This window comes from Serratia liquefaciens (genome assembly GCF_027594825.1).
GTDB lineage: Bacteria > Pseudomonadota > Gammaproteobacteria > Enterobacterales > Enterobacteriaceae > Serratia > Serratia liquefaciens_A.
Window position 1 is genome coordinate 3358054 of sequence record NZ_CP088930.1, and the last position, 25734, is coordinate 3383787.

The 25734-nt window shown below is 54.6% G+C and carries 24 protein-coding genes and 2 tRNA genes; 22 read left to right on the forward strand and 4 right to left on the reverse strand.

Translation table 11 applies throughout. The features are described 5' to 3' along the window. Positions 1-243 precede the first annotated feature (243 nt). From rplU to cgtA, 4 genes are all read left to right on the forward strand, one after another. Positions 244-555 (forward strand): 50S ribosomal protein L21, encoded by a 312-nt coding sequence (gene rplU / locus LQ945_RS15310; RefSeq protein WP_004933561.1) that lies wholly within the window; start codon positions 244-246, stop codon positions 553-555. Positions 556-572: 17 nt separating this feature from the next. Next, entirely contained in the window at positions 573-830 is a 258-nt protein-coding gene (gene rpmA, locus LQ945_RS15315; protein ID WP_004933559.1) for a 50S ribosomal protein L27, read from the forward strand. Between the two features lie 106 nt (positions 831-936). Next, entirely contained in the window at positions 937-1908 is a 972-nt protein-coding gene (locus tag LQ945_RS15320; protein ID WP_182820919.1) for a DMT family transporter, read from the forward strand. Between the two features lie 16 nt (positions 1909-1924). Then, positions 1925-3097 carry an Obg family GTPase CgtA gene (gene cgtA, locus LQ945_RS15325; protein WP_262241338.1) on the forward strand — a complete coding sequence of 391 codons (1173 nt, stop codon included), beginning with the start codon at positions 1925-1927 and terminating at the stop codon, positions 3095-3097. 53 nt (positions 3098-3150) lie between these two features. On the opposite strand, the gene pmrB is transcribed toward cgtA, so the two are convergent. The 3 genes from pmrB to dacB are packed head-to-tail and all read right to left on the reverse strand — an operon-like array spanning position 3151 to position 6316. Next, positions 3151-4215 (reverse strand): two-component system sensor histidine kinase PmrB, encoded by a 1065-nt coding sequence (pmrB, locus tag LQ945_RS15330; RefSeq protein WP_270101129.1) that lies wholly within the window; start codon positions 4213-4215, stop codon positions 3151-3153. Continuing rightward, positions 4212-4874: a two-component system response regulator PmrA gene (gene pmrA, locus LQ945_RS15335; RefSeq protein WP_270102995.1), complete on the reverse strand. Its 663-nt coding sequence runs from the start codon at positions 4872-4874 to the stop codon at positions 4212-4214. The genes pmrB and pmrA overlap by 4 nt, the downstream gene beginning before the upstream one ends. Positions 4875-4882: 8 nt before the next feature. Further along, positions 4883-6316 carry a serine-type D-Ala-D-Ala carboxypeptidase gene (dacB, locus tag LQ945_RS15340; protein ID WP_182820913.1) on the reverse strand — a complete coding sequence of 478 codons (1434 nt, stop codon included), beginning with the start codon at positions 6314-6316 and terminating at the stop codon, positions 4883-4885. A gap of 256 nt (positions 6317-6572) precedes the next feature. Between dacB and greA the strand changes: the two genes are divergently transcribed. Further along, a complete protein-coding gene (gene greA, locus LQ945_RS15345) occupies positions 6573-7049 on the forward strand; it encodes a transcription elongation factor GreA (RefSeq protein WP_044553963.1) in 477 nt (158 codons plus the stop codon). Positions 7050-7163: 114 nt separating this feature from the next. Here greA and yhbY read toward each other — a convergent pair whose 3' ends face one another. After that, positions 7164-7457 carry a ribosome assembly RNA-binding protein YhbY gene (gene yhbY, locus LQ945_RS15350; protein ID WP_004933536.1) on the reverse strand — a complete coding sequence of 98 codons (294 nt, stop codon included), beginning with the start codon at positions 7455-7457 and terminating at the stop codon, positions 7164-7166. A 144-nt stretch (positions 7458-7601) separates the two neighbouring features. On the opposite strand from yhbY, the gene rlmE reads away from it, so the two are divergent. The 17 genes from rlmE (at position 7602) to LQ945_RS15430 (ending at position 25647) form a co-directional block, all read left to right on the forward strand. Then, the gene (gene rlmE / locus LQ945_RS15355) at positions 7602-8231 is read left to right on the forward strand and encodes a 23S rRNA (uridine(2552)-2'-O)-methyltransferase RlmE (protein ID WP_012004940.1); all 630 of its coding nucleotides are present in this window, start codon (positions 7602-7604) and stop codon (positions 8229-8231) included. A gap of 56 nt (positions 8232-8287) precedes the next feature. Continuing rightward, positions 8288-10219 carry an ATP-dependent zinc metalloprotease FtsH gene (ftsH, locus tag LQ945_RS15360; protein WP_262241341.1) on the forward strand — a complete coding sequence of 644 codons (1932 nt, stop codon included), beginning with the start codon at positions 8288-8290 and terminating at the stop codon, positions 10217-10219. Positions 10220-10311: 92 nt separating this feature from the next. Continuing rightward, positions 10312-11145 (forward strand): dihydropteroate synthase, encoded by an 834-nt coding sequence (gene folP / locus LQ945_RS15365; protein ID WP_270101130.1) that lies wholly within the window; start codon positions 10312-10314, stop codon positions 11143-11145. 7 nt (positions 11146-11152) lie between these two features. Further along, a complete protein-coding gene (glmM, locus tag LQ945_RS15370) occupies positions 11153-12490 on the forward strand; it encodes a phosphoglucosamine mutase (protein WP_270101132.1) in 1338 nt (445 codons plus the stop codon). Between the two features lie 252 nt (positions 12491-12742). Then, complete coding sequence (gene secG / locus LQ945_RS15375) at positions 12743-13078, forward strand: preprotein translocase subunit SecG (RefSeq protein WP_020824951.1); 336 nt, start codon at positions 12743-12745, stop codon at positions 13076-13078. A gap of 77 nt (positions 13079-13155) precedes the next feature. Further along, positions 13156-13242: transfer RNA gene (locus tag LQ945_RS15380), tRNA-Leu, on the forward strand. 60 nt (positions 13243-13302) lie between these two features. Next, positions 13303-13379 (forward strand) — tRNA-Met (locus LQ945_RS15385). A gap of 217 nt (positions 13380-13596) precedes the next feature. Continuing rightward, on the forward strand, positions 13597-14049 hold the full coding sequence (gene rimP, locus LQ945_RS15390; protein WP_071827073.1) for a ribosome maturation factor RimP: 453 nt from the start codon (positions 13597-13599) through the stop codon (positions 14047-14049). 21 nt (positions 14050-14070) lie between these two features. Beyond that, complete coding sequence (gene nusA / locus LQ945_RS15395) at positions 14071-15579, forward strand: transcription termination factor NusA (RefSeq protein ID WP_262241344.1); 1509 nt, start codon at positions 14071-14073, stop codon at positions 15577-15579. Positions 15580-15603: 24 nt separating this feature from the next. Further along, on the forward strand, positions 15604-18291 hold the full coding sequence (infB, locus tag LQ945_RS15400; protein WP_262241345.1) for a translation initiation factor IF-2: 2688 nt from the start codon (positions 15604-15606) through the stop codon (positions 18289-18291). Positions 18292-18359: 68 nt separating this feature from the next. After that, positions 18360-18770 (forward strand): 30S ribosome-binding factor RbfA, encoded by a 411-nt coding sequence (gene rbfA / locus LQ945_RS15405; RefSeq protein ID WP_262241346.1) that lies wholly within the window; start codon positions 18360-18362, stop codon positions 18768-18770. Next, positions 18770-19714, forward strand: coding sequence for a tRNA pseudouridine(55) synthase TruB (gene truB, locus LQ945_RS15410; RefSeq protein ID WP_270101133.1), 945 nt, complete (start codon positions 18770-18772; stop codon positions 19712-19714). Before rbfA ends, truB begins: the two co-directional genes overlap by 1 nt. 123 nt (positions 19715-19837) lie before the next feature. Further along, positions 19838-20107, forward strand: a complete 270-nt coding sequence (gene rpsO / locus LQ945_RS15415; RefSeq protein ID WP_012004950.1) for a 30S ribosomal protein S15 — start codon at positions 19838-19840, stop codon at positions 20105-20107. Between the two features lie 255 nt (positions 20108-20362). Continuing rightward, the gene (gene pnp / locus LQ945_RS15420; RefSeq protein ID WP_269935744.1) at positions 20363-22480 is read left to right on the forward strand and encodes a polyribonucleotide nucleotidyltransferase; all 2118 of its coding nucleotides are present in this window, start codon (positions 20363-20365) and stop codon (positions 22478-22480) included. 128 nt (positions 22481-22608) lie between these two features. Then, positions 22609-23493 (forward strand): lipoprotein NlpI, encoded by an 885-nt coding sequence (nlpI, locus tag LQ945_RS15425; RefSeq protein WP_012004952.1) that lies wholly within the window; start codon positions 22609-22611, stop codon positions 23491-23493. A 122-nt stretch (positions 23494-23615) separates the two neighbouring features. Next, on the forward strand, positions 23616-23690 hold the full coding sequence (gene yrbN, locus LQ945_RS24905; protein ID WP_223499600.1) for a protein YrbN: 75 nt from the start codon (positions 23616-23618) through the stop codon (positions 23688-23690). Continuing rightward, positions 23680-25647 carry a DEAD/DEAH family ATP-dependent RNA helicase gene (locus LQ945_RS15430; protein WP_044553967.1) on the forward strand — a complete coding sequence of 656 codons (1968 nt, stop codon included), beginning with the start codon at positions 23680-23682 and terminating at the stop codon, positions 25645-25647. The genes yrbN and LQ945_RS15430 overlap by 11 nt, the downstream gene beginning before the upstream one ends. The last annotated feature ends 87 nt before the right edge of the window (positions 25648-25734 follow it).

Genomic DNA, 25734 nt, shown 5'->3' on the forward strand with positions numbered 1-25734 from the left:
TCACCGCGTTGAGATCGCTGCTCACATCGGTACATGGCGGTAACTGTCCTACTGATTGTACTTGAAAAACGCCTCAGATAAACGCCATGAAAGAAACTGTGCTTTTTTTCTTCTTTTTTCTGCTTCTGGTCTTATTCTGCTCTTGTCATATGCTGGATTATTGCGTAGAATTCGCGCCCTATTGTGAATATTTATAGCGCGCTCTGTACTGAACAGTTGGGCACGCGGAAAGCGGAGTTTTATATGTACGCGGTTTTCCAAAGTGGTGGTAAACAACACCGAGTAAGCGAAGGTCAAACCGTTCGCTTGGAAAAGCTGGACATCGCAACTGGTGAAGCTGTTGAGTTTGACCAGATTCTGATGATTGCTAATGGCGAAGATATCAAAATCGGCGTTCCTTTCGTCGATGGCGGTAAGATCAAAGCTGAAGTCGTTGCTCACGGTCGTGGCGAGAAAATTAAGATTGTTAAGTTTCGTCGTCGTAAGCACCATCGTAAGCAGCAGGGCCACCGTCAGTGGTTCACTGACGTTAAAATCACCGGCATCAGCGCTTAAGTTAGGGGAGCAGATTAATGGCACACAAAAAGGCTGGCGGCTCGACTCGTAACGGTCGCGATTCAGAAGCTAAACGTCTGGGCGTTAAACGCTTTGGCGGCGAAGCAGTACTGGCAGGCAGCATCATCGTTCGTCAGCGCGGCACTAAATTCCACGCTGGTACCAACGTGGGTTGCGGCAAAGACCACACTCTGTTTGCTTTGAAAGACGGTAAAGTCAAATTCGAAGTTAAAGGCCCGAGCAATCGTAAATTCATCAGCATCGAAGCTGAATAATTTTTCGAGCCTTACGAAATAGATGTAAGCCCCGCAACTCGTTGCGGGGCTTTTTACATTTATGGGCTGCTTGTGCATCAGCCCGTCAGCGCTGGCAAAAGGTAAGATGGAAACGAAACAGCAGGTCGGAATTGGCATTTCCCTGGCGGTAACTACGGCAGTTTGCTGGGGTGCATTGCCGATTGCGATGAAAGAAGTGCTGGTAGTGATGGAGCCGTTTACCGTCGTTTGGTATCGATTTACCATTGCGGCGCTAGGGCTGGGGATTATCTTGGCCATACGCGGCAGATTGCCGCCGGTGACTCTGTTTCGTCAGCCGCGCTGGCTGCTGATTTTGGCCATCGCTACGGCGGGCCTGCTGGGGAATTTTATCTTCTTCAGCTCTTCGTTGCAGTACCTTAGCCCGACGGCATCGCAGGTCATCGGCCAGTTGTCGCCGGTCGGCATGATGTTTGCCAGCGTGCTGGTTTTAAAAGAGCGGATGCGTATCACCCAGGTGATTGGCGCACTGATGCTGATTTGCGGGCTGCTGTTGTTCTTCAATGTCAGCCTGATTGAGATTTTCACCCGCCTGACGGATTACACCCTGGGGGTGCTGTTAGGCGTGTGCGCGGCGATGGTCTGGGTGACTTATGGCGTGGCGCAGAAAGTGTTGCTGCGTCGATTAGCCTCGCCGCAGATTCTGGTAATGTTGTACACTTTATGTGCGATCGTGCTATTCCCTCTGGCCAAGCCTGAGGTGATTTTCCAGCTCAGCGGCTGGCAATTGGCCTGTTTGCTGTTCTGTGGCGCCAACACGCTGATTGGCTATGGTGCGCTGGCGGAAGCAATGGCGCGCTGGCAGGCGGCGCAGGTGAGCGCGTTAATCACGCTGACCCCGCTGTTTACCCTGCTGTTTTCAGATTTGTTGGCGCTGGCCTGGCCACACGTATTCGCCGCCCCGACATTGAATGTCGTCGGTTATGTCGGCGCTTTCGTGGTGGTAGCGGGCGCCATGTTTTCCGCAATTGGTCACCGTTGGTGGCCGCGACGGGCAGAAACCCGCCTGGTTGCTCCTTTGAAGCAGCCCGGTGAATGATTTACGGAGACGGTAAATGAAGTTTGTAGATGAAGCAGCGATTTTGGTCGTTGCAGGTGACGGTGGTAATGGTTGCGTCAGCTTCCGCCGCGAAAAATATATCCCGAACGGCGGCCCTGATGGCGGTGACGGCGGCGATGGCGGCGACGTCTATCTGTTGGCGGACGAAAACCTCAACACGCTGATCGACTACCGCTTTGAGAAATCTTTCCGTGCTGAACGTGGCCAGAACGGCCAAAGCCGTGACTGTACCGGCAAGCGTGGCAAAGATATCACCATCAAGGTCCCGGTCGGTACCCGCGTGCAGGATCAGGGCACCGGCGAGATCCTCGGTGACATGACCCGCCATGAACAACGTCTGATGGTGGCGAAGGGCGGTTGGCACGGTTTGGGCAACACCCGTTTTAAATCCTCGGTTAACCGTGCACCACGTCAGAAAACCTTGGGCACCGCCGGCGAAGCACGAGATATCTTGCTGGAGCTGTTGCTGCTGGCCGATGTCGGCATGCTGGGTCTGCCAAACGCCGGCAAATCCACCTTCATCCGTGCGGTATCCGCCGCCAAGCCGAAAGTGGCCGACTATCCGTTTACTACCCTGGTTCCAAGCCTGGGTGTGGTACGTATGGATCACGAGCAGAGCTTCGTCATTGCCGATATTCCTGGTTTGATCGAAGGAGCTTCCGACGGTGCCGGCCTGGGGATTCGCTTCCTGAAGCACCTGGAACGTTGTCGCGTATTGCTGCACCTGGTGGATATCGCCCCGATCGATGAATCCGATCCGGTAGAAAACGCCAAAGTCATCATCAACGAGTTGAACCAATACAGCGAAAATCTGGCTCAGAAGCCACGCTGGCTGGTTTTCAACAAGGTTGACCTGATAGGTGAGGAAGAAGCCGCCGAGCGCGCCAAGGCGATTGCAGAAGGCATGGGCTGGGAAGGTAAGTACTACATGATCTCCGCCGTGAATCGCGAAGGCGTTAATGCGCTGTGCTGGGACGTGATGAAGTTCATCAACACCCAACCGAAAGCCATGGCTATCGAAGAAAGCGCACCGGAGAAAGTCGAGTTCATGTGGGATGATTACCACCGTGAACAGATCGCGGAAGTGGAAGCCGAAGCGGACGACGATTGGGATGACGACTGGGACGAAGATGACGACGAAGGCGTAGAAATCGTTTACCAGAAATAATCTTACGAACAAAGGGGCTCAGTTCAATGAACTGGGTCCTTTTTTTATCGGCATTATTTGTTCAGGACATTCTCAGGTAACCAGCATTGTGCATTCAGTCCATGGCTGTCGCGACGGTTTTCCAGCGTCAGACGGCCCTGATGCAGTTGCACTATTCGGGTGACGATGTTCAATCCCAACCCACTGCCGCCATAGCGCTGATCCATACGGCGGAAAGCCTGAGTGAGCTCACCTTCCATTTGCTCTTTGATTCCCGGGCCTTCGTCAATCACTTGCAGCTGGTAGCCTGCGTTCTGCGGCGTAAGCTGCACCTGAATGCTGCTGCCTTCCGGGCTGTAACGATGGGCATTTTCTACCAAATTACGTAGCAGCAGGCGAAGCAGGACCGGGTCGCCATGCGTTGGGGCAGCCACCGGGAGCTGCCATTGCAGTTTCTGCCCACGCTGGCGGGTCAATTCCTCAAGTTCTTCTTGCAGCGGCAGGATCACGTCGCTCACCCAGTCGAAACGTTGATAGTGGCCGCTGGCAAAATCTTGCCCGGCCCGCGCGAGCATCAGCAATTGTTCGACGGTGTGCATCAGTTGATCGATACGGGCAATCAACGGTCGGCTTTGCGGGACACCCTGTTGCTCCATCAGTTCCAGGTGCAGACGTATCCCAGCCAACGGCGTACGCAGTTCATGTGCGGCATCGGCGGTGAACAACCTTTCCTGCTGGATGGTGTTATCCAACCGTGAGAACAGCTGGTTAAGTGTGGTGGTGACTGCCATAATTTCGAGGCTGTCTCCGCTGAGCGGAAGAGGCGTCAGGTTATCGGCGGAACGCTTCTCCAGCCGTTGCTGCAGTTGGTTGAGCGGTCGGATGATCCAGCTAATGGCCCAGAACGAGGCCAGCAGGGTGACGATCATCATGATCAACGATGGGGCGAGCAGTGAGGCTATCGCCTCGGCGATTTCCGTATCGACACGCTCGGTGCGCACTTTGGCTGACAGAGTTTCATCCACCAGGAAGCTGATTTGCTCCTGGCTTTCATGCCAGAGCCAAAAGGCACTGATTAACTGGGTGACCAACAGGATCAGCGCCAGCATCAACAACAGACGACGGCGCATGCTGATCATGATGAGGATTCCAGTCGATAGCCGATGCCGCGAACGGTACGGATGCGATCCTTACCCAATTTGCGGCGTAGATTGTGGATATGCACTTCCAGCGTGTTGGAGCCCAAATCGTCTTGCCAGGTATAAAGATCCTGCTGCAGCAGCTCGCGATTAACCGTTTGACCGGCGCGCATCATCAGGCGGGAGAGGATGGCGAACTCTTTCGGCGTAACCTCCACCGGCTGCTGTTGAACATAAACCTGCTGGCTGGAGAGATTAAGCTGGAGATCGTCCAGCTGTATAAGATTGTCGCTGTGGCCCTGATAACGGCGGATCAGGGCCCGCACGCGCGCCTGTAGTTCAACCAGCGCGAAGGGCTTGACCAGGTAATCGTCAGCACCGGCGTCCAGCCCGTCGACCCGGTCTTCCAGAGCGTCGCGGGCGGTCAAAATCAGCACCGGCAGGTCGATCTGCTGGCGGCGCCACTGCCGCAGCAGGCTGGCGCCATCCATGTCGGGCAAACCCAGATCGAGGATAATCATGCTGTATTGGCTGGTGATGAGCAGAGCATTGGCCTCCGCCGCCGTGGCGGCGCAGTCGCAGGCATAGCCTTCCCCGGCTAATGCCAGTGCCAACCCTTGTTGCAGCAGCTCATCGTCTTCCACAATCAGCAGTTTCATCATAACCCTCAGTTATTCTGATAAATATCTCGGTACAGGCGGCTTTCGAAACGTACCAGTGGCGCTCGACGCTGCTTTTGATCTTCCGGCGGTACGGCATAGCCTGACAGATACTGTACGAAGGCAAAACGTTGGCCGCTGGCGGTGGTGATAAATCCGGCCAGGTTATACACGCCCTGCAGCGCACCGGTTTTGGCGGAAACTTTACCATCAACACCGGCTTCATGCAGCCCGCCGCGATAGCGCAGAGTGCCGTCGTAGCCTGACAGCGGCAGCATCGAAATAAAGTTCAGCTCACTGTCATGCTGCGCGATATATTGCAGCGCCTGCATCATGGTCGCCGGAGCCAGCAGGTTATGGCGTGACAGGCCTGAGCCATCCACCACGATGCTGTTGCCCAGATCCACGCCGGCCTTCTGACGCAGCACCTGACGCACGGCGTCAGCGCCGGCACGCCAGGTCCCCGGAACGCCAAAGCGTTCATGGCCAATGGTGCGGAATACGGTATCGGCAATCATGTTGTCCGATTTCTTCAGCATGATCTTCAGCAAGTCGTGCAGCGGCGCTGATTGGGTCTGGGCGATCACCGTTCCCTTCAGGCCCGGCTGCGTTTGGCGCTTCAGGTGCCCGTCGATCTGAATGCCGGCCTGGGTCAGCTCATCTTTCAGGATCGCCCCGGCGTAGCTGGCACCATCCTGAATGGCGAAGGCCAGCGGCAGCGGATCGCTGCGTTGGGTCAGGCAACCGGTCAGGGTAAACCGGTTCAGTTCGCCCGGCACCACATCCAGCTCGCAGTATTGAGCGTCTGCAGAGCCTTTTGCCAGCGTGCGAACCTGACTAAACATATTGACCGGATAATAGGAGGCCACGCGAATAAAGGCCATATCGCCCGGGTTGGGGGCGCTGTACAGCGACACCGAGAAACAGTTGCGGTCGACTATCGCCGCCGCCGGCGGTGCGCTGAAACACTGCGTCAGGTCGTTCCACGGCCAGCCGGGGGCTTTGTCATGGCTGGCGAATACCGAGGTATCGACCAGCACATCGCCGGTAATCTGGCGCACGCCCTGTTTTTTCAGGATCGCCACCATGTTGCGCAGGCTCTGGCGCTTAAAGGTCGGATCGCCGCCAAAGCGTGCAATCAGGTTGCCGCGCAGCACGCCGTCGCTGATATCGCCCTGGCTCTCCAGCGTGGTGGTGAAGCGATAGTCTGGGCCGAGCTGCAACAAGGCAGCTAAAGCGGTCAGTACTTTTTGGGTACTGGCCGGCAACGCCATTTGCTGAGAGTGATAATCGATGGTCGGTGCGCTAGCGCCGATCTTCTGAACTACCAGGGCAAGGTTGGCCCCATCAGGCAAATATTGTGTGTAATCTTCAACCGGGGCCGCATTCGCATTCAGAACAAATGCGCAAGCCAATGCACTGACAATTCGTGAAAAACGCATAATCTCGGGATAACAGCTGGATAACGTGCCGTCATACTACGGTGCATTCAGGGAAAAAGTAAACGATGACCCTCAAGGAACTCTAGGCTAAAATGCGTATCAAAATGCAAAATCGATCCTGACTTGGGCAAGGGTTCCGAGTCAGGCTTCTTTTGTTTATCGCCTGGAGGCGGGGGGCATGTACCCACCGTTTTTTCATACGAACACGTCAGGATGACGGCTATTTGAACAGGAAAGATTTAGAGGTATTTATACTATGAAACAGATTCCGATGACCTTGTTTGGCGCTGAAAAACTGCGCGAAGAACTCGAATATTTGAAAGGCGTGCGCCGTCCGAAAATCATTGCGGACATCGCTGACGCCCGTGAACACGGCGATTTGAAAGAAAACGCAGAGTACCATGCGGCTCGCGAGCAGCAGGGATTCTGTGAAGGGCGTATCCAGGAAATTGAAGCCAAGCTGTCGAACGCGCAGGTGATCGATATCACCAAGATGCCAAACAATGGCCGCGTGATTTTTGGCTCCACCGTATCGGTGTTGAACCTGGATAGCGAAGAAGAAGTCACCTACCGCATCGTTGGCGACGATGAGGCCGATTTCAAGAAAAATCTGATTTCGGTGAATTCGCCTATGGCTCGTGGCCTGATTGGCAAAGAACAAGATGATGTGGTCGTGATAAAAACCCCGGGTGGCGATGTCGATTATGAGATCTTGAAGGTTGAATATCTCTGATCACCTTCCAATCGTTCAGAAATTCGCCAGGGTTTTGTAAAGAAAGGAAAAAGGCCGCGTGCGGCCTTTTATCTGAATCAGGTGCATGGCACCTTTTCGTTAACCCAATGCTTATTAACGCGGTAGACTGATCTTGCGCTCTTTAGACGGGCGGTAAAGAATAAGCGTACTGCCGATGACTTGCACATTGCAGGCACCCGTTTCACGCACGATAGCGTCGGCGATCAGGGTTTTGGTTTCGCGATCTTCAGCAGCGATTTTTACCTTGATCAGCTCATGATGCTCCAGAGCCTGTTCAATTTCAGCCAGCACCCCTTCGGTGAGACCGTTATTACCCAGCATGACAACCGGTTTTAACGGATGCGCCAGGCCTTTCAGGTGCTGTTTTTGTTTATTATTCAGATTCATTGTCTTTTTTGCTTAAGTTGGGATTGAAAACGGTACATTCTACCGCCATCTCATGTATATCACCAAATCGGTCTTCACCGGTGTGAGTCTACAAGAGCTGCGAACCTGACATTAAGACTCTTTTTATGATAGTTGGAAAACGAGATGGCTAATAAAAAGCGTTCTGCTAGCTCCAGTCGCTGGTTACAAGAACACTTTAGCGATAAATATGTGCAACAGGCGCAGAAAAAAGGGCTACGTTCGCGCGCCTGGTTTAAACTTGATGAAATACAGCAGAGTGACAAACTGTTTAAACCTGGCATGACCGTAGTGGATTTAGGTGCGGCGCCGGGCGGTTGGTCACAGTACGTCGTGACCCAGATCGGCGGTTCCGGTCGCATCATCGCCTGTGATATTTTGCCAATGGATCCTATCGTTGGCGTCGATTTCCTTCAGGGCGATTTTCGTGATGAACTGGTGCTCAAGGCTCTGTTGGAACGAGTAGGTGAAAGTAAGGTTCAGGTGGTCATGTCTGACATGGCCCCGAATATGAGTGGCACTCCGGCCGTCGATATTCCAAGATCGATGTATCTGGTGGAATTAGCACTGGGAATGTGTCGTGATGTCCTCGCACCAGGCGGAAGTTTCCTGGTGAAGGTGTTCCAGGGAGATGGCTTTGACGAGTACCTACGGGAAATTCGCTCCCTGTTTACGAAGGTTAAGATTCGTAAGCCAGACGCTTCCCGCGCACGTTCGCGCGAAGTGTACATTGTAGCGACAGGGCGCAAGCTGTAGTACCCTAACGCTGTTTGTTAACACAGTTGTAATATGAGGTTAATCCCTTGAGTGACATGGCGAAAAACCTAATTCTCTGGTTAGTCATCGCGGTAGTGTTGATGTCTGTATTCCAGAGCTTTGGGCCCAGCGAGTCGAATGGCCGTAGGGTGGATTACTCTACCTTCATGTCCGAACTGACCCAAGATCAGGTTCGCGAAGCGCGAATCAATGGACGTGAAATTAACGTTACCAAGAAAGACAGTAACAAATACACGACCTACATCCCTGTCAACGATCCTAAGTTGCTGGATACGTTGTTGACCAAGAATGTGAAAGTGGTTGGTGAACCGCCTGAAGAGCCGAGTTTGCTGGCTTCTATCTTTATTTCATGGTTCCCGATGCTGTTGCTGATCGGGGTCTGGATCTTCTTCATGCGTCAAATGCAAGGCGGCGGCGGCAAGGGCGCGATGTCCTTCGGCAAGAGCAAGGCCCGCATGCTGACGGAAGACCAGATCAAAACCACTTTTGCTGACGTTGCCGGTTGTGACGAAGCAAAAGACGAAGTAAGCGAACTGGTGGAATACCTGCGCGAGCCGAGCCGTTTCCAGAAGCTGGGCGGCAAGATCCCGAAAGGCGTGCTGATGGTTGGCCCGCCGGGGACAGGTAAAACCCTGCTGGCGAAAGCTATCGCCGGTGAGGCGAAAGTGCCTTTCTTCACCATTTCCGGTTCAGACTTCGTGGAAATGTTTGTGGGTGTCGGTGCTTCTCGTGTGCGTGACATGTTCGAGCAGGCGAAGAAAGCCGCGCCGTGCATCATCTTTATCGATGAAATCGACGCCGTCGGTCGCCAGCGTGGCGCCGGCCTGGGCGGCGGTCATGACGAACGTGAGCAGACGCTGAACCAGATGCTGGTTGAGATGGACGGCTTTGAAGGCAACGAAGGCATCATCGTTATCGCTGCGACCAACCGTCCGGACGTGCTTGACCCGGCGTTGCTGCGTCCAGGCCGTTTCGACCGCCAGGTTGTGGTGGGCTTGCCGGACGTGCGTGGCCGTGAGCAGATCCTGAAAGTGCATTCACGTCGCGTGCCGCTGGCACCAGATGTTGATGCTTCTGTGCTGGCTCGTGGTACGCCGGGCTTCTCCGGTGCTGACCTGGCCAACCTGGTCAACGAAGCTGCGCTGTTTGCCGCTCGCGGCAACAAACGTGTCGTGTCGATGGTTGAGTTTGAAAAAGCCAAAGACAAGATCATGATGGGTGCGGAACGCCGCTCCATGGTCATGACCGAAGCGCAGAAAGAGTCGACCGCGTATCACGAAGCAGGCCACGCCATTATCGGACGCCTGGTTCCTGAGCACGATCCGGTGCACAAGGTTACGATTATCCCTCGTGGCCGTGCGTTGGGCGTGACCTTCTTCCTGCCGGAAGGGGATGCGATCAGCGCCAGCCGTCAGAAGCTGGAAAGCCAAATCTCTACTCTGTACGGTGGTCGTCTGGCTGAAGAGATCATTTACGGACCGGAAAAAGTCTCTACCGGCGCCTCGAACGACATTAAAGTGGCGACCTCGATAGCCCGCAACATGGTGACCCAATGGGGCTTCTCCGAGAAGCTGGGGCCATTGCTGTATGCGGAAGAAGAGGGCGAAGTGTTCCTGGGCCGTTCCGTGGCCAAGGCGAAACACATGTCGGACGAAACCGCGCGCATCATCGACCAGGAAGTCAAGTCCCTGATTGAACGCAACTATGTGCGAGCGCGTGCGTTGTTGATGGAGAACATGGACATCCTGCATTCAATGAAGGATGCCCTGATGAAGTACGAAACCATCGACGCGCCACAGATTGACGATCTGATGAACCGTAAAGACGTGCGTCCGCCAGCGGGTTGGGACGATGTGGGCAAGGGCAGCAATTCCGACAACGGTGGCACACCAAAAGCCCCGACGCCGGTTGATGAACCGCGCACGCCAAACCCAGGCAATACCATGTCTGAACAGCTAGACAAGTAACTTTGGCTGTGTAATAACATCGAACCCCGGCATGCCGGGGTTTTTTATTGCCCGGCGGGCAGTGAACCAGGCAACAGTAAGGTGGATTAGCAATGCAGTTAACCGTGCGAGACATGACTCTCGATCTTTCCCATCCGCGGGTGATGGGGATCCTCAACGTGACCCCGGATTCTTTTTCTGACGGCGGCCAACACAACCAGCTCAATCAGGCATTACTGCACGCGCACGCGCTGATTTCGGCCGGTGCGACCATGATTGATGTGGGCGGCGAGTCGACCAGACCGGGAGCAGCAGAGGTCAGCGAAGACGAAGAGATCGCGCGCGTAGTCCCCGTCGTTGAAGCCATTGCCCGGCGTTTTGAAGTTTTTATCTCGGTAGATACTTCGAAAGCGGGGGTGATCCGCGAGTCGGCTCAGGCCGGTGCGCACCTGATCAACGACGTTCGCTCATTGCAGGAGCCGGGCGCATTGGCCGCTGCGGCGGAAAGCGGGTTGCCGGTGTGCCTGATGCACATGCAGGGTGAGCCGCGAACCATGCAGCAGGCACCGCACTATGACGATCTGATTGGCGATGTGAACGCCTTTTTCCAACATCATATTGAACGCTGTAATGCCGCCGGCATTACAAATCAGAAATTGCTGCTCGACCCCGGGTTCGGTTTCGGTAAGAATTTAGCGCACAATTATCAGCTTCTGGCCAGATTGTCCGAGTTTCATCACTTCGGCCTGCCGCTGTTGGTCGGCATGTCACGCAAGTCGATGATTGGGCAACTGCTGAATGTGCCGCCCGATCAGCGGATCATCGGCAGCGTGGCCTGTGCGGTAATCGCCGCCATGCAGGGCGCGCACATTGTCAGAGTGCATGACGTTAAAGAAACCGTCGAGGCGATGCGTGTCGTCGAGGCAACCATTTCAGCTAAGGGATGATAGAGACATGAGCGAGCGTAAATATTTTGGTACCGACGGCATTCGTGGCAAGGTCGGTGATAGTCCTATTACCCCTGATTTCGTTCTGAAGCTGGGCTGGGCGGCGGGTAAGGTACTGGCACGTCACGGCTCTCGTAAAATTATTATCGGCAAAGATACCCGCATCTCCGGCTACATGCTGGAGTCTGCGCTGGAAGCCGGCCTTGCCGCTGCAGGATTGTCTGCTTCTTTCACCGGTCCTATGCCGACGCCAGCAGTGGCCTATTTGACGCGTACCTTCCGTGCGGAAGCCGGTATTGTGATCTCGGCCTCCCACAACCCGTTTTACGACAACGGCATTAAATTCTTCTCCATTGATGGCGCAAAGCTGCCGGATCATGTGGAAGAAGCCATTGAAGCTGAAATGGAAAAACCGCTGACCTGCGTAGAATCTTCCGAGTTGGGTAAAGCCAGCCGGATCATCGATGCTGCTGGCCGTTACATCGAATTCTGCAAAGGCACCTTCCCGAGCGAACTGAGCCTGAAGGGCCTGAAAATCGTGGTGGACTGCGCCAACGGCGCCACCTATCACATTGCGCCTAGCGTGCTGCGTGAATTGGGTGCCACGGTGATTGCCATCGGCGTTGAGCCGGACGGCATGAACATCAATGAAAAATGCGGTGCAACAGATGTTCGTCAACTGCAAGAACGCGTGCTGCTGGAAAAAGCGCACGTCGGTCTGGCGTTTGACGGCGATGGCGACCGGGTGATGATGGTTGATCACCTTGGCCACAAGGTCGACGGCGACCAGATCCTTTATATTATTGCCCGCGAAGGGTTGCGCCAGGGCCAGCTGCGCGGCGGTGCCGTGGGTACGCTGATGAGCAACATGGGGTTGGAGCTGGCGCTCAAACAGTTGGGCATCCCCTTTGCTCGCGCGAAAGTCGGCGACCGCTACGTCCTGGAGAAGCTGCAGGAACTGGGATGGCGAATTGGCGCGGAAAACTCCGGCCACGTGATCTTGCTGGACAAAACCACCACCGGTGACGGCATCGTTGCCGGTCTGCAGGTACTGACGGCGATGGTCCGCAACAGCATGAGCCTGCACGATCTGTGCAGCGGCATGAAATTACTGCCGCAGATCCTGGTCAACGTGCGCTTTGTCGGCGAGCACAACCCGCTGGAGTCGGAAGAGGTGCGTAAAATCACCGAGCAGGTTGAGGCCGAACTGGCTGGCCGTGGCCGCGTACTGCTGCGTAAATCCGGTACCGAGCCGCTGATCCGCGTGATGGTGGAAGGCGAAGACGAGCAGCAAGTGACGGCATTGGCACATCGCATTGCCGACGCGGTGAAATCTGCGGGCTAACGCTTTTTTGATCGGTCCGGGGGCGACCGCTGCCCTCGGAAATCACAGCCTGCGAATTTTATTGGTGTTTTTTTCCGCAAACGCGCCGGTGGCTGCAAATTGCCCTTGCGTGGTTTGGCGCCTTTGGTTAGTATTCACACCCGCTTCAGTGGGCAGTTTGATATAACGCCTGCGACTTCTTAATAAAATTAGAAGCCTTTGGGGTGTGAAGCATTTGGCACGCGGTGAAGCCGCAAGGATACGGGTACAACTATGTACGAAGCTCTTCTGGTAATTTTCCTGCTGATCTCAATCGGGCTGGTTGCTCTGATTATGCTGCAGCAAGGTAAAGGCGCTGATATGGGAGCCTCATTCGGAGCAGGTGCTTCTGGCACATTGTTCGGTTCGAGCGGTTCCGGTAACTTCATGACCCGCATGACGGCTGTGTTGGCGACGTTGTTCTTCGTCATCAGTCTGATCCTGGGCAACCTGAGCACCAACCAGAGCAAAAAAGGCAGCGAGTGGGAAAACCTGGGTCAGCCAGTGAAATCTGAGCAGACTACCGCGCCGGCAGCACCAACCAAGCCGAGCAGCGATATCCCGCAGTAAGCAGCATGCAGTAACAGAGTTTGAAAACGGTTGTTGTTACCTCATTAAAATAACAGCCGTTAGCAGTAAGAATCAGTACCGAGGTGGTGGAATTGGTAGACACGCTACCTTGAGGTGGTAGTGCCCTAACGGGCTTGTGGGTTCGAGTCCCATCCTCGGTACCAAATCCCAGAGATAACTTGCAATTTTGCGATTATCGGCGTAATATTTGCCACGTTTTCGGACGCGGGGTGGAGCAGCCTGGTAGCTCGTCGGGCTCATAACCCGAAGGTCGTCGGTTCAAATCCGGCCCCCGCAACCACTTTCCTTTAAGTGTTTATTTTCAAATACACTTTTCGATTGAATTCCGCTTTTCTCGATCAACATTTGAAAATGACACTTGTTAGAAAGTTGCACCGAAGCCGCTCAGCGGCAAACAGGGTCCAGTTGCATAAAGCCCCGAATTTTCGGGGTTTTTTGTTATTTGGCAACAGAATCACTGGGCTATTAGGCCCTTTTTTTATGTCTTGGGGGTGGGCTTGTCCACATTAGAGCAAAAATTAACAGAGATGCTTTCGGCACCGGTAGAAGCGTTGGGCTTTGAACTTGTAGGCATCGAATTTATTCGTGCGCGCCAATCGACGCTCCGTATCTATATTGACAGTGAAAACGGCATCAATGTTGACGATTGCGCTGATGTCAGCCACCAGGTCAGCGCTGTATTGGACGTCGAAGAGCCAATCACTGTCGCTTACAACTTGGAAGTCTCCTCTCCTGGCCTTGATCGCCCGATGTTCACCGCCGAACACTATACTCGTTTCCTCGGTGATGAAGTCAGCTTGGTCCTGCGTATGGCCGTACAGAACCGTCGCAAATGGCAGGGCATTATCAAGTCTGTCGATGGCGAGATGATCACGGTTACTGTGGAAGGGAAAGATGAAGTGTTCGCGCTGAGCAATATCCAGAAAGCGAACCTGGTACCCCACTTTTAAAGTTTGGATGAGGCAACTAGGATGAATAAAGAGATTCTGGCTGTTGTTGAAGCTGTTTCCAATGAAAAATCCCTTCCGCGTGAGAAGATTTTCGAAGCGCTGGAAACCGCATTAGCCACCGCCACCAAGAAAAAATACGAGCAGGAAATCGAAGTTCGCGTCAGCATTGACCGCAAAACTGGCGATTTCGACACCTTCCGCCGTTGGGTCGCCGTAGATGAAGTGACTCAGCCAACGCGTGAAATCACGCTGGAAGCTGCGCAGTATGAAGAGCCAGGCATCGAGCTGGGCGGTTATATCGAAGATCAGATTGAATCTGTGACCTTCGACCGTATCACCACTCAAACCGCGAAACAGGTTATCGTACAGAAAGTACGTGAAGCCGAGCGCGCTATGGTCGTTGATGCTTTCCGTCAGCACGAAGGTGAAATCGTCACCGGCGTGGTGAAGAAAGTTAACCGTGACAGCATTGCGCTGGATCTGGGCAGCAACGCCGAAGCGGTGATTGGCCGTGAAGACATGCTGCCACGTGAAAACTTCCGTCCAGGCGACCGCATCCGCGGCATCCTGTACGCCGTTCGTCCCGAGGCCCGTGGTGCTCAGCTGTTCGTCAGCCGCTCCAGCGCCGAGATGCTGAAAGAACTGTTCCGCATCGAAGTACCGGAAATCGGCGAAGAAGTGATTGAAATTAAAGCGGCAGCCCGCGATCCAGGCTCCCGTGCGAAAATTGCAGTGAAAACCAACGACAAACGCATCGACCCGGTCGGCGCTTGCGTAGGTATGCGCGGTGCGCGCGTTCAGGCCGTTTCGAGCGAGCTCGGCGGTGAACGTATCGACATCATCCTGTGGGATGATAACCCCGCGCAGTTCGTCATCAACGCCATGGCGCCGGCAGACGTTGCCTCGATCGTGGTTGATGAAGATAATTGCACTATGGATATCGCCGTTGAAGCCAGCAATCTGGCACAGGCGATCGGCCGTAATGGCCAAAACGTGCGTTTGGCATCCCAGCTGTTAAAACAACACCGTGACGACGACCGTTGGGAACTGAACGTGATGACGGCGGACGATCTGCAGGCCAAGCACCAGGCCGAGGCTCATGCCGCCATTGATACCTTCACCAAGTATCTTGATATCGACGAAGATTTCGCCACCGTACTGGTTGAAGAAGGCTTCTCTACGCTGGAAGAATTGGCTTACGTGCCAATCAAAGAGCTGCTGGAAATCGACGGTCTGGATGAAGATATGGTTGAAGCGTTGCGCGATCGCGCCAAAGCTGCATTGACCACGCTGGCCCTGGCACAAGAAGAAAGCCTGGGCGACCAAAAACCTGCTGACGATTTGCTCAACCTGTCGGGTCTTGAGCGCAGCATGGCCTTTAAACTGGCCGCGCGTGGGGTTTGTACGCTGGAAGATCTTGCCGAGCAGGGTGTTGACGATCTGGCTGATATTGAAGGGCTTAGCGATGAGCAAGCCGGCGAGCTGATTATGGCCGCACGTAATATCTGTTGGTTTGGCGACAACGCGTAATAAACTGTAGCAGGAAGGAACAGCATGACGACAGATGTAACCGTAAAATCGCTGGCAGCAGAGATTCAGACTCCAGTTGATCGCCTGGTACAGCAGTTTGCTGATGCAGGGATTAACAAGTCTGAGACAGACTCTGTAACCCAACACGAGAAAGAAGCCTTACTGGCGCACCTGAACCGTGAACACGGTAGCGCGCCTGGTAAGCTCACGTTGCAGCGCAAAACGCGCAGCACCTTGAATATTCCGAGCACCGGCGGTAAAAGTAAATCGGTGCAAATTGAGGTCCGCAAGAAACGCACTTATGTAAATCGCGATACGCCAGAAGCCCAACAGGCTGAAGCGGCAGAGCAGGCACAGCGTGAAGCGGAAGAGCAGGCACAGCGCGAAGCGGAAGAGCTAGCGAAACGCGAAGCAGAAGCGAAGCGCGCAGCCGAAGAGCAAGCCAAACGTGAGGCCGCGGAGATTGCTAAGCGTAATTCAGCGGAAAAAGAAAAAGTGACGAATCAACATACCGACGAAATGACCAAGCCAGCTCAGGCAGAAAAAGCACGCCGTGAAGCCGAAGCCGCCGAACTGAAACGTAAAGCGGAAGAGGAAGTACGCCGTAAGGTCGAAGAAGACGCCAAACGCGTTGCGGAAGAAGCTCGCCGCATGGCAGAAGAGAACGGTGAGAAGTGGGCCGAAGCTGAAGCAGCAAGCGCTGCGGTTGAAACAGCCGATTACCACGTGACCACCTCTCAGCATGCCCGTGCAGCTGAAGACGAAAACGACGCCAAAGTTGAAGGCGAACGCCGTAGCCGCACTCGTGGCGGTAAAGCGACCAAGCAGAAGAAAGGCAACAAACTTTCCGAGTCTAAAGCAGACCGTGAAGAAGCGCGCGCCGTTACCCGTGGCGGTAAAGGCAAGCGTAAGCCAAGCACTCTGCAGCAGGGCTTCAACAAGCCGGCTCAGGTGGTTAACCGTGACGTTGTGATCGGCGAAACCATCACCGTAGCCGAACTGGCTAACAAGATGGCGGTTAAAGGCTCTCAGGTCATCAAAGCGATGATGAAACTGGGCGCAATGGCCACCATCAACCAGGTCATCGATCAGGAAACCGCGCAGCTGGTTGCCGAAGAGATGGGCCACAAAGTTATCCTGCGTCGTGAGAACGAGCTGGAAGAAGCGCTGATGAGCGACCGTGATACCGGTGCAGCGGCTGAGCCACGTGCGCCAGTCGTGACCATCATGGGCCACGTCGACCACGGTAAAACTTCTTTGCTGGACTACATCCGCTCCACCAAGGTGGCAGCAGGCGAGGCCGGCGGTATTACCCAGCATATCGGTGCTTACCACGTAGAAACCGACAACGGCATGATCACCTTCCTGGATACCCCAGGCCACGCAGCCTTTACTTCAATGCGTGCCCGTGGTGCTCAGGCGACTGACATCGTTGTACTGGTTGTTGCTGCCGACGACGGCGTGATGCCGCAAACCATCGAAGCTATCCAGCATGCGAAAGCAGCGCAGGTGCCGTTGGTGGTTGCAGTGAACAAAATTGACAAGCCGGAAGCCGATCCGGATCGCGTTAAGCAAGAACTGTCCCAGTACGGCGTTATGCCGGAAGAGTGGGGCGGCGAAGCTCAGTTCGTTCACGTATCTGCGAAAGCCGGTACCGGTATCGACGAACTGTTGAACGCTATCCTGTTGCAGTCCGAAGTTCTCGAACTGAAAGCGGTACGCAGCGGCATGGCCAGCGGCGTAGTTATCGAATCCTTCCTGGATAAAGGTCGTGGTCCGGTTGCTACCGTACTGGTACAGGAAGGTACGCTGAACAAAGGCGATATCGTTCTGTGTGGCTTCGAATACGGCCGCGTGCGTGCGATGCGTGACGAGCTGGGTCGCGAAGTGACCTCTGCGGGTCCTTCTATTCCGGTTGAGATCCTGGGCCTGTCCAGCGTTCCTGCCGCCGGTGATGAAGCGACCGTGGTCCGTGACGAGAAGAAAGCGCGTGAAGTTGCGCTGTACCGTCAAGGCAAGTTCCGCGAAGTTAAACTGGCGCGTCAGCAGAAATCTAAACTGGAAAACATGTTTGCGAACATGACCGACGGTGAAGTTTCTGAGCTGAACATCGTACTGAAATCCGACGTACAGGGTTCTTGTGAAGCCATCATGGATTCACTGTTGAAACTCTCTACCGACGAAGTGAAAGTGAAGATTGTTGGTTCTGGCGTCGGCGGTATCACTGAAACCGACGCAACGCTGGCAGCCGCTTCCAACGCCATCATCCTGGGCTTCAACGTCCGTGCCGACGCTTCTGCGCGCCGCGTGATTGAAGCAGAAAGCCTGGATCTGCGTTACTACTCCGTGATCTATAACCTGATCGACGAAGTGAAGCAGGCGATGAGCGGTATGTTGGCGCCTGAGTACAAGCAGCAGATCATCGGTCTGGCAGAAGTGCGTGACGTGTTCAAATCACCTAAGTTCGGTGCTATTGCCGGTTGTATGGTTACCGAAGGTAACATCAAACGTCACAACCCAATCCGCGTTCTGCGCGACAACGTGGTTATCTATGAAGGCGAGCTGGAATCCCTGCGCCGCTTCAAAGATGACGTTAACGAAGTCCGTAACGGCATGGAATGTGGTATCGGCGTTAAGAACTACAACGACGTGCGCGTCGGCGACATGATCGAAGTCTTCGAAATCATCGAGATCCAACGTACCATCGCTTAACGCTAGCACATCTGCTTAAGTCTTTTCTGGGGGGCCTTGTGCCCCCCGATTTGTCTGGAGAATCCAAAATGGCAAAAGAATTCAGCCGCGGTCAGCGCGTGGCACAAGAGATGCAAAAAGAGATTGCTATCATTCTGCAGCGTGAAGTCAAAGATCCGCGTATCGGCATGGCTACCGTTTCTGGTGTAGAAGTTTCTCGTGATTTGGCCTACGCCAAAGTTTATGTCACCTTCCTGAACGTGTTGACCGAAAACGCCGATCCGGAACTGGTGCCAAACGGTATCAAAGCGCTGCAAGACGCTTCTGGCTACATCCGTACGTTGCTGGGCAAAGCCATGCGCCTGCGTGTAGTTCCTGAGCTGACCTTCGCTTACGACAACTCCCTGGTTGAAGGCATGCGCATGTCCAACCTGGTGACCAACGTAGTGAAGAACGACGCCGAACGCCGTTCCGCATCAGGCGATGACGAGGAGGCTTAATGAGTCGCCCTCGTCGCCGCGGCCGTGATATCCACGGCGTCCTGTTGCTGGACAAACCGCAGGGCCTGTCGTCTAACGACGCCCTGCAAAAAGTAAAGCGCCTCTATAACGCCAACCGTGCGGGCCACACTGGCGCGCTCGACCCGCTGGCGACCGGCATGCTGCCGATTTGCCTCGGAGAGGCGACCAAGTTTTCCCAATTTCTGCTCGACTCCGACAAACGCTATCGCGTCATTGCCCGACTGGGTCAGCGCACCGATACCTCGGACGCCGACGGTCAGATCGTGCAGGAACGTCCGGTGAACTTCACCCAGGCGCAGCTCGATGTGGCGCTGGACAGCTTCCGCGGCGATATCAAGCAGGTGCCTTCGATGTATTCGGCGCTGAAGTACCAGGGCAAGAAACTCTATGAGTATGCTCGTCAGGGTATCGAAGTCCCACGTGAAGCACGCAGCATTACCGTTTACGACCTGCAGTTTATCCGCTGGGAAGGGGACGAGCTGGAGCTGGAAATTCACTGTTCGAAAGGCACCTACATCCGCACCATTACCGACGACCTCGGTGAGCTGCTCGGGTGTGGCGCACACGTGATCTACCTGCGTCGCCTGCAGGTGGCGACCTATCCGACCGAACGTATGGTCACATTGGAACAGCTGAACGAATTGCTGGAGCAGGCACAGGTGCAGGAAATCGCGCCGGCCGAGCTGCTCGATCCGCTGCTGATGCCGATGGACAGTCCGGTGGAGAACTACCCGGAAGTGAATTTGCTGCCGGTGGTTGCCGGATATGTCAAGCAGGGGCAGCCCGTACAGGTTGCCGGTGCACCGACTTCGGGCATGGTGCGTATCACCGAAGGTGAAGAGCGTAAATTTATCGGCGTGGGCGATATTGCCGATGACGGTCGTGTGGCACCGCGCCGCCTGGTAGTCGAATATTTCGACTGAGGGTAGAAAACGCACTGCCTTGCGATCGCACTGCGCTAAGGGTAGAATGGCGCAGCTTATGCATTGGGTTGCTGAATTAGAGATCGGCGCCTGTATTTATTATCTATAATCTGGAGTATTACAATGTCTCTAAGTGTTGAAGCTAAAGCTAAAATCGTAGCTGATTTCGGTCGTGGTACTAACGACAGCGGTTCTTCCGAAGTTCAGGTTGCCCTGTTGACTGCGCAGATCAACCATCTGCAAGGCCACTTCTCAGAGCACAAAAAAGATCACCACAGCCGTCGTGGTCTGCTGCGTATGGTTTCTCAGCGTCGTAAGCTGCTGGACTACCTGAAGCGTAAAGATGTAGCACGTTACACCAGCCTGATCGAGCGTCTGGGTCTGCGTCGCTAATCTAGCGAGTTTCAGCGGAAAGGGGCCTATTTGGGCCCCTTTCTTCTAGGAAGCATAAGCAAATCAGGTTAATGTATTACTGATGTTTCCAAACAGGATCTTCCATTACAGAGGTTCGCGCGGCTAATGAGAGGCTTTGTCTCAGGCTTGAGATAAGGATTGTCATTAGTCGCGAGGATGTAGTGAGAAGGCAAATCGAGTCACTGGCGTGTCGAGTCGTCAATACGATTGCGCGCCTAATCTAAGGATATAATTTTGCTGACACCGATCATTCGCAAATTCCAATATGGCCAGCATACCGTCACTATCGAGACCGGTATGATGGCTCGTCAAGCCACCGCCGCCGTGATGGTGAGCATGGATGACACCGCCGTATTCGTTACCGTAGTCGGCCAGAAAAAAGCCAAACCAGGCCAGAGCTTCTTCCCACTGACCGTTAACTATCAGGAGCGTACCTACGCTGCTGGTCGTATCCCGGGCAGCTTCTTCCGTCGTGAAGGCCGTCCGAGCGAAGGCGAAACCCTGACCTCCCGTCTGATTGACCGTCCGATCCGTCCACTGTTCCCGGACAGCTTCCTGAACGAAGTTCAGGTCATTGCGACCGTGGTTTCCGTTAACCCGCAGGTTAACCCGGACATCGTTGCGATGATCGGCGCTTCTGCAGCCCTGAGCCTGTCCGGTATTCCGTTCAATGGCCCAATCGGTTCTGCTCGCGTGGGTTACATCAACAACCAGTACGTGCTGAACCCGACTACCGACGAGCTGAAAGAAAGCAGCCTGGACTTGGTGGTTGCCGGTACCGCAGGCGCAGTATTGATGGTTGAATCCGAAGCTGACGTTCTGAGCGAAGATCAGATGCTGGGCGCGGTGGTCTTTGGCCACGAGCAACAGCAGATCGTTATCGAGAACATCAATTCCCTGGTTGCCGAAGCCGGCAAGCCTAAGTGGGACTGGCAGGCACCTGCAGTCAACGAAGCGCTGCACGCACGCGTTGCAGAACTGGCAGAAGGCCGCTTGGGTGACGCTTATCACATCACCGAAAAACAAGAGCGTTACGCTCAGGTAGATGCGATCAAGAGCAGCGTTGTTGAAACCCTGCTGGCACAGGACGAAACCCTGGACGCGTCTGAAATTCAGGACATCCTGGGCAGCGTTGAGAAAAACGTCGTTCGTAGCCGCGTGCTGCGTGGCGAGCCGCGTATCGACGGCCGCGAAAAAGACATGATCCGTGGTCTGGACGTGCGCACCGGCGTACTGCCGCGTACCCACGGTTCCGCACTGTTCACCCGTGGTGAGACTCAGGCTCTGGTTACTGCTACTCTGGGTACTGCCCGTGATGCGCAGAACCTGGATGAGCTGATGGGCGAGAAAACCGACAGCTTCCTGTTCCACTACAACTTCCCTCCGTACTCCGTTGGTGAGACCGGGATGGTAGGTTCGCCTAAACGTCGTGAAATTGGTCACGGTCGCCTGGCGAAACGCGGCGTATTGGCTATGATGCCTAAAGCAGAAGATTTCCCGTACACGGTGCGTGTGGTTTCTGAAATCACCGAATCCAACGGTTCTTCTTCCATGGCTTCAGTCTGTGGCGCTTCTCTGGCGCTGATGGACGCAGGTGTGCCAATCAAAGCCGCCGTTGCGGGTATCGCAATGGGCCTGGTGAAAGAACAAGATAACTTTGTGGTTCTGTCCGACATTCTGGGTGACGAAGATCACCTGGGCGACATGGACTTCAAAGTGGCCGGTAGCCGTGACGGTATCACCGCGCTGCAGATGGACATTAAAATTGAAGGCATCACCCGCGAAATCATGCAGGTTGCTCTGAACCAGGCCAAGGGCGCGCGTCTGCACATCCTGGGCGTAATGGAGCAGGCTATCAGCACTCCGCGTGGCGATATCTCTCAGTTCGCACCACGTATTCACACTATCCGAATCAACCCGGACAAGATCAAAGACGTGATTGGTAAAGGCGGTTCTGTCATCCGTGCGCTGACTGAAGAGACCGGTACTACCATCGAAATCGAAGATGATGGTACAGTTAAAATCGCTGCTACCGACGGTGAGAAAGCGAAATTCGCTATTCGCCGCATCGAAGAGATCACTGCCGAGATCGAAGTGGGCCGTATTTACCAGGGTAAAGTTACCCGTATCGTTGATTTCGGCGCATTCGTGGCGATCGGCGGCGGTAAAGAAGGTCTGGTGCACATCTCTCAAATCGCTGACAAGCGCGTTGAGAAAGTGACCGACTATCTGCAGATGGGTCAGGAAGTGCCGGTTAAGGTACTGGAAGTTGACCGTCAGGGCCGCGTGCGTCTGAGCATCAAAGAAGCGACCGCACCAGAAGCAGGTTCACCTGCGCCTGAAGCAGAATAACTGTATAGATAGATTTACAGCTCCCGGCCATGGGGTTGGGAGCTGTTCGTATCGCGCGGGTAGGATGCCTGCGTATTAGCAAACGGATGAAAGGATGTTCATCCAATGTTTGTCTTCGGGAGTGGGAAATGAAGCCTTTCTTGCGCTGGTGTTACGTTGCGACAGCACTCATGCTGGCAGGATGCAGCAACCATGATTGGCGTAAAGACGAAGTTTTGGCGATCCCGTTGCAGCCAACTCTGCAGCAGGAAGTGATCCTGGCGCGCATGGAACAAATACTTGCCAGCCGGGCACTGACGGACGATGAGCGTGCGCAGCTTTTATATGAGCGCGGTGTGCTGTATGATAGCCTCGGGCTACGTGCACTGGCGCGCAATGATTTCTCGCAAGCGCTGGCGATACGTCCTGATATGCCAGAAGTTTTCAACTACCTGGGCATTTACTTAACGCAGGCAGGCAATTTTGATGCTGCCTATGAAGCGTTTGATTCTGTACTAGAGCTTGATCCAACTTACAATTACGCGCGTTTAAACCGGGGCATCGCACTGTATTATGGCGGCCGCTTCCCGTTGGCGCAGGATGATCTGCAGGCGTTTTATCAAGACGACCCAAACGATCCCTTCCGTTCGTTGTGGCTTTATCTGGTGGAAAGAGAAATCGATCCCAAGAAGGCTGACGTAGCGCTCCAGCAGCGTTATGACAAAGCGAACCGAGGGCAATGGGGATGGAATATTGTCGAATTCTACCTGGGCAACATCAGTGAAAAAACGCTGATGGAAAGGCTCAAGGCAGATGCAACGGATAACACTTCGCTCGCTGAGCATCTCAGTGAAACTGACTTCTATTTAGGTAAGCATTACCTAAGTCTGGGGGACAAGGACACCGCTTCGGCGCTGTTCAAACTGACGGTCGCTAACAACGTTCATAACTTCGTTGAGCACCGCTATGCATTGTTGGAATTGGCGCTGTTAGGCCAAGAACAAGACGACCTATCGGAATCGGACCAGCAATAGCTGACGAACAACTATCAGCCTGATATACATTGGTTTTTTGCCAAAGTTATCGTCTTAACGGGCGAGGGCTTTTTTGTTCGTTTTATAATCTAATTTGAGCCGGTTCACACTTTTCAATGAAAATGACTGAAAATTTTCTCGACGAGTTATGTAGACTGGCTGCCATTATTAATGAGGCACGTGTACATGACTACTGAGCTTGAAACCTCTTTTGCTGACCTGGGGCTGTCTGCTCCGATCATTTCTGCCCTGACCGATCTGGGCTACGAAAAACCTTCACCGATCCAGGCTGAGTGTATTCCTCACCTGTTGAACGGCCGTGATGTGCTGGGCATGGCACAGACCGGTAGCGGCAAAACTGCGGCGTTCTCGCTGCCATTGCTGCACAACCTTGACGCTTCCCTGAAAGCACCTCAGATCCTGGTGCTGGCACCGACCCGCGAACTGGCGGTTCAGGTTGCTGAAGCGATGACCGATTTCTCCAAACACATGCATGGCGTTAACGTCGTGGCCCTGTACGGCGGCCAGCGTTATGACGTGCAGCTGCGCGCTCTGCGTCAGGGCCCGCAAATTGTAGTAGGGACTCCAGGCCGTCTGCTGGACCACCTGAAGCGTGGCACCCTGAACCTCTCTAACCTGAGCGGTCTGGTGCTGGATGAAGCCGACGAAATGCTGCGCATGGGCTTTATCGAAGACGTAGAAACCATCATGGCAGAGATCCCGGCTGAACATCAGACCGCACTGTTCTCTGCAACCATGCCGGAAGCGATCCGTCGCATTACCCGCCGCTTTATGAAAGAGCCGCAGGAAGTGCGCATTCAATCCAGCATCACTACCCGTCCGGACATCAGCCAGAGCTACTGGACTGTGCACGGCATGCGTAAAAACGAAGCGCTGGTGCGTTTCCTGGAAGCGGAAGACTTTGATGCGGCGATTATCTTCGTACGTACCAAAAACGCGACCCTGGAAGTGGCTGAAGCGCTGGAGCGCAGCGGTTACAGCAGCGCCGCACTGAACGGCGACATGAACCAGGCGCTGCGTGAGCAGACCCTGGAGCGCCTGAAAGATGGTCGTCTGGACATCCTGATCGCAACCGACGTGGCTGCTCGTGGCCTGGACGTTGAGCGTATCAGCCTGGTGGTAAACTATGACATCCCTATGGATTCAGAGTCTTACGTTCACCGTATCGGCCGTACTGGCCGTGCAGGTCGTGCCGGCCGTGCGCTGCTGTTCGTAGAAAACCGCGAACGTCGCCTGCTGCGCAACATCGAACGCACCATGAAGCTGACCATTCCAGAAGTTGAACTGCCAAACGCAGAACTGCTGGGTGAGCGTCGTCTGGCCAAGTTCGCCGCTAAAGTACAGCAACAGCTGGAAAGCAGCGATCTGGACATGTACCGCGCACTGCTGGCTAAACTGCAGCCGGAAGAAGAGCTGGAAATGGAAACCCTGGCCGCAGCACTGCTGAAAATGGCACAGGGCGAACGTCCTCTGATCCTGCCACCGGATCCCGTGTTCAAACCACGTCAGCGTCGTGAATTCAACGACCGTGACGACCGCGGTAACGACCGTCGTCGTGACGCACGTCCAGACAGCCGTGACGGTGGCGCAGATCGCCCACGTCGTGAGCGTCGTGACGTTGGCGAAATGCAGCTGTACCGCATTGAAGTGGGCCGTGATGACGGTGTTGAAGTTCGTCATATCGTTGGCGCGATCGCTAACGAAGGTGACATCAGCAGCCGTTACATCGGTAACATCAAGCTGTTTGCTGGTCACTCCACCATCGAACTGCCAAAAGGCATGCCGGGCGAGATCCTGTCTCACTTCACCCGTACCCGCATTCTGAACAAACCGATGAACATGCAACTGCTGGGCGATGCACAGCCGCATGAACGTCGTGAGCGTCGCGAAGGCGGTGCTGGTGCAGGTAACGGCGAGCGTCGTGGCGGTGGTCGTCCATTCAACGGCGAACGTCGTGAAGGGGCAAACCCAGGTCGTCGTTCTTTCGGTGATCGTCGTGAAGGCGGTGCTGCTGCACCTGCCGGCAACGGTGGCGAACGTCGTGGCGGTAACTTCAACCGTGACGGCCAACGCGCTCCACGTCGTGATGATGCCGCTCCGGCTGCACCACGTCGCCGTTTCGGTGATGCATAACATCTGATTTGACCGCTTGCGGTTAATCGGACCAAGAAACCAGCCTTCGGGCTGGTTTTTTTATACCTGAAATTCACCGTTAAATGG

Bases quoted from the DNA above. Each gene is read 5' to 3' on its own strand.
- rplU (WP_004933561.1), top strand. From the start codon at position 244: ATGTACGCGGTTTTCCAAAGTGGTGGTAAACAACACCGAGTAAGCGAA.
- rpmA (WP_004933559.1), top strand. From the start codon at position 573: ATGGCACACAAAAAGGCTGGCGGCTCGACTCGTAACGGTCGCGATTCA.
- LQ945_RS15320 (WP_182820919.1), top strand. From the start codon at position 937: ATGGAAACGAAACAGCAGGTCGGAATTGGCATTTCCCTGGCGGTAACT.
- cgtA (WP_262241338.1), top strand. From the start codon at position 1,925: ATGAAGTTTGTAGATGAAGCAGCGATTTTGGTCGTTGCAGGTGACGGT.
- pmrB (WP_270101129.1), bottom strand. From the start codon at position 4,215: ATGATCAGCATGCGCCGTCGTCTGTTGTTGATGCTGGCGCTGATCCTG.
- pmrA (WP_270102995.1), bottom strand. From the start codon at position 4,874: ATGAAACTGCTGATTGTGGAAGACGATGAGCTGCTGCAACAAGGGTTG.
- dacB (WP_182820913.1), bottom strand. From the start codon at position 6,316: ATGCGTTTTTCACGAATTGTCAGTGCATTGGCTTGCGCATTTGTTCTG.
- greA (WP_044553963.1), top strand. From the start codon at position 6,573: ATGAAACAGATTCCGATGACCTTGTTTGGCGCTGAAAAACTGCGCGAA.
- yhbY (WP_004933536.1), bottom strand. From the start codon at position 7,457: ATGAATCTGAATAATAAACAAAAACAGCACCTGAAAGGCCTGGCGCAT.
- rlmE (WP_012004940.1), top strand. From the start codon at position 7,602: ATGGCTAATAAAAAGCGTTCTGCTAGCTCCAGTCGCTGGTTACAAGAA.
- ftsH (WP_262241341.1), top strand. From the start codon at position 8,288: ATGGCGAAAAACCTAATTCTCTGGTTAGTCATCGCGGTAGTGTTGATG.
- folP (WP_270101130.1), top strand. From the start codon at position 10,312: ATGCAGTTAACCGTGCGAGACATGACTCTCGATCTTTCCCATCCGCGG.
- glmM (WP_270101132.1), top strand. From the start codon at position 11,153: ATGAGCGAGCGTAAATATTTTGGTACCGACGGCATTCGTGGCAAGGTC.
- secG (WP_020824951.1), top strand. From the start codon at position 12,743: ATGTACGAAGCTCTTCTGGTAATTTTCCTGCTGATCTCAATCGGGCTG.
- nusA (WP_262241344.1), top strand. From the start codon at position 14,071: ATGAATAAAGAGATTCTGGCTGTTGTTGAAGCTGTTTCCAATGAAAAA.
- infB (WP_262241345.1), top strand. From the start codon at position 15,604: ATGACGACAGATGTAACCGTAAAATCGCTGGCAGCAGAGATTCAGACT.
- rbfA (WP_262241346.1), top strand. From the start codon at position 18,360: ATGGCAAAAGAATTCAGCCGCGGTCAGCGCGTGGCACAAGAGATGCAA.
- truB (WP_270101133.1), top strand. From the start codon at position 18,770: ATGAGTCGCCCTCGTCGCCGCGGCCGTGATATCCACGGCGTCCTGTTG.
- rpsO (WP_012004950.1), top strand. From the start codon at position 19,838: ATGTCTCTAAGTGTTGAAGCTAAAGCTAAAATCGTAGCTGATTTCGGT.
- nlpI (WP_012004952.1), top strand. From the start codon at position 22,609: ATGAAGCCTTTCTTGCGCTGGTGTTACGTTGCGACAGCACTCATGCTG.
- LQ945_RS15430 (WP_044553967.1), top strand. From the start codon at position 23,680: ATGACTACTGAGCTTGAAACCTCTTTTGCTGACCTGGGGCTGTCTGCT.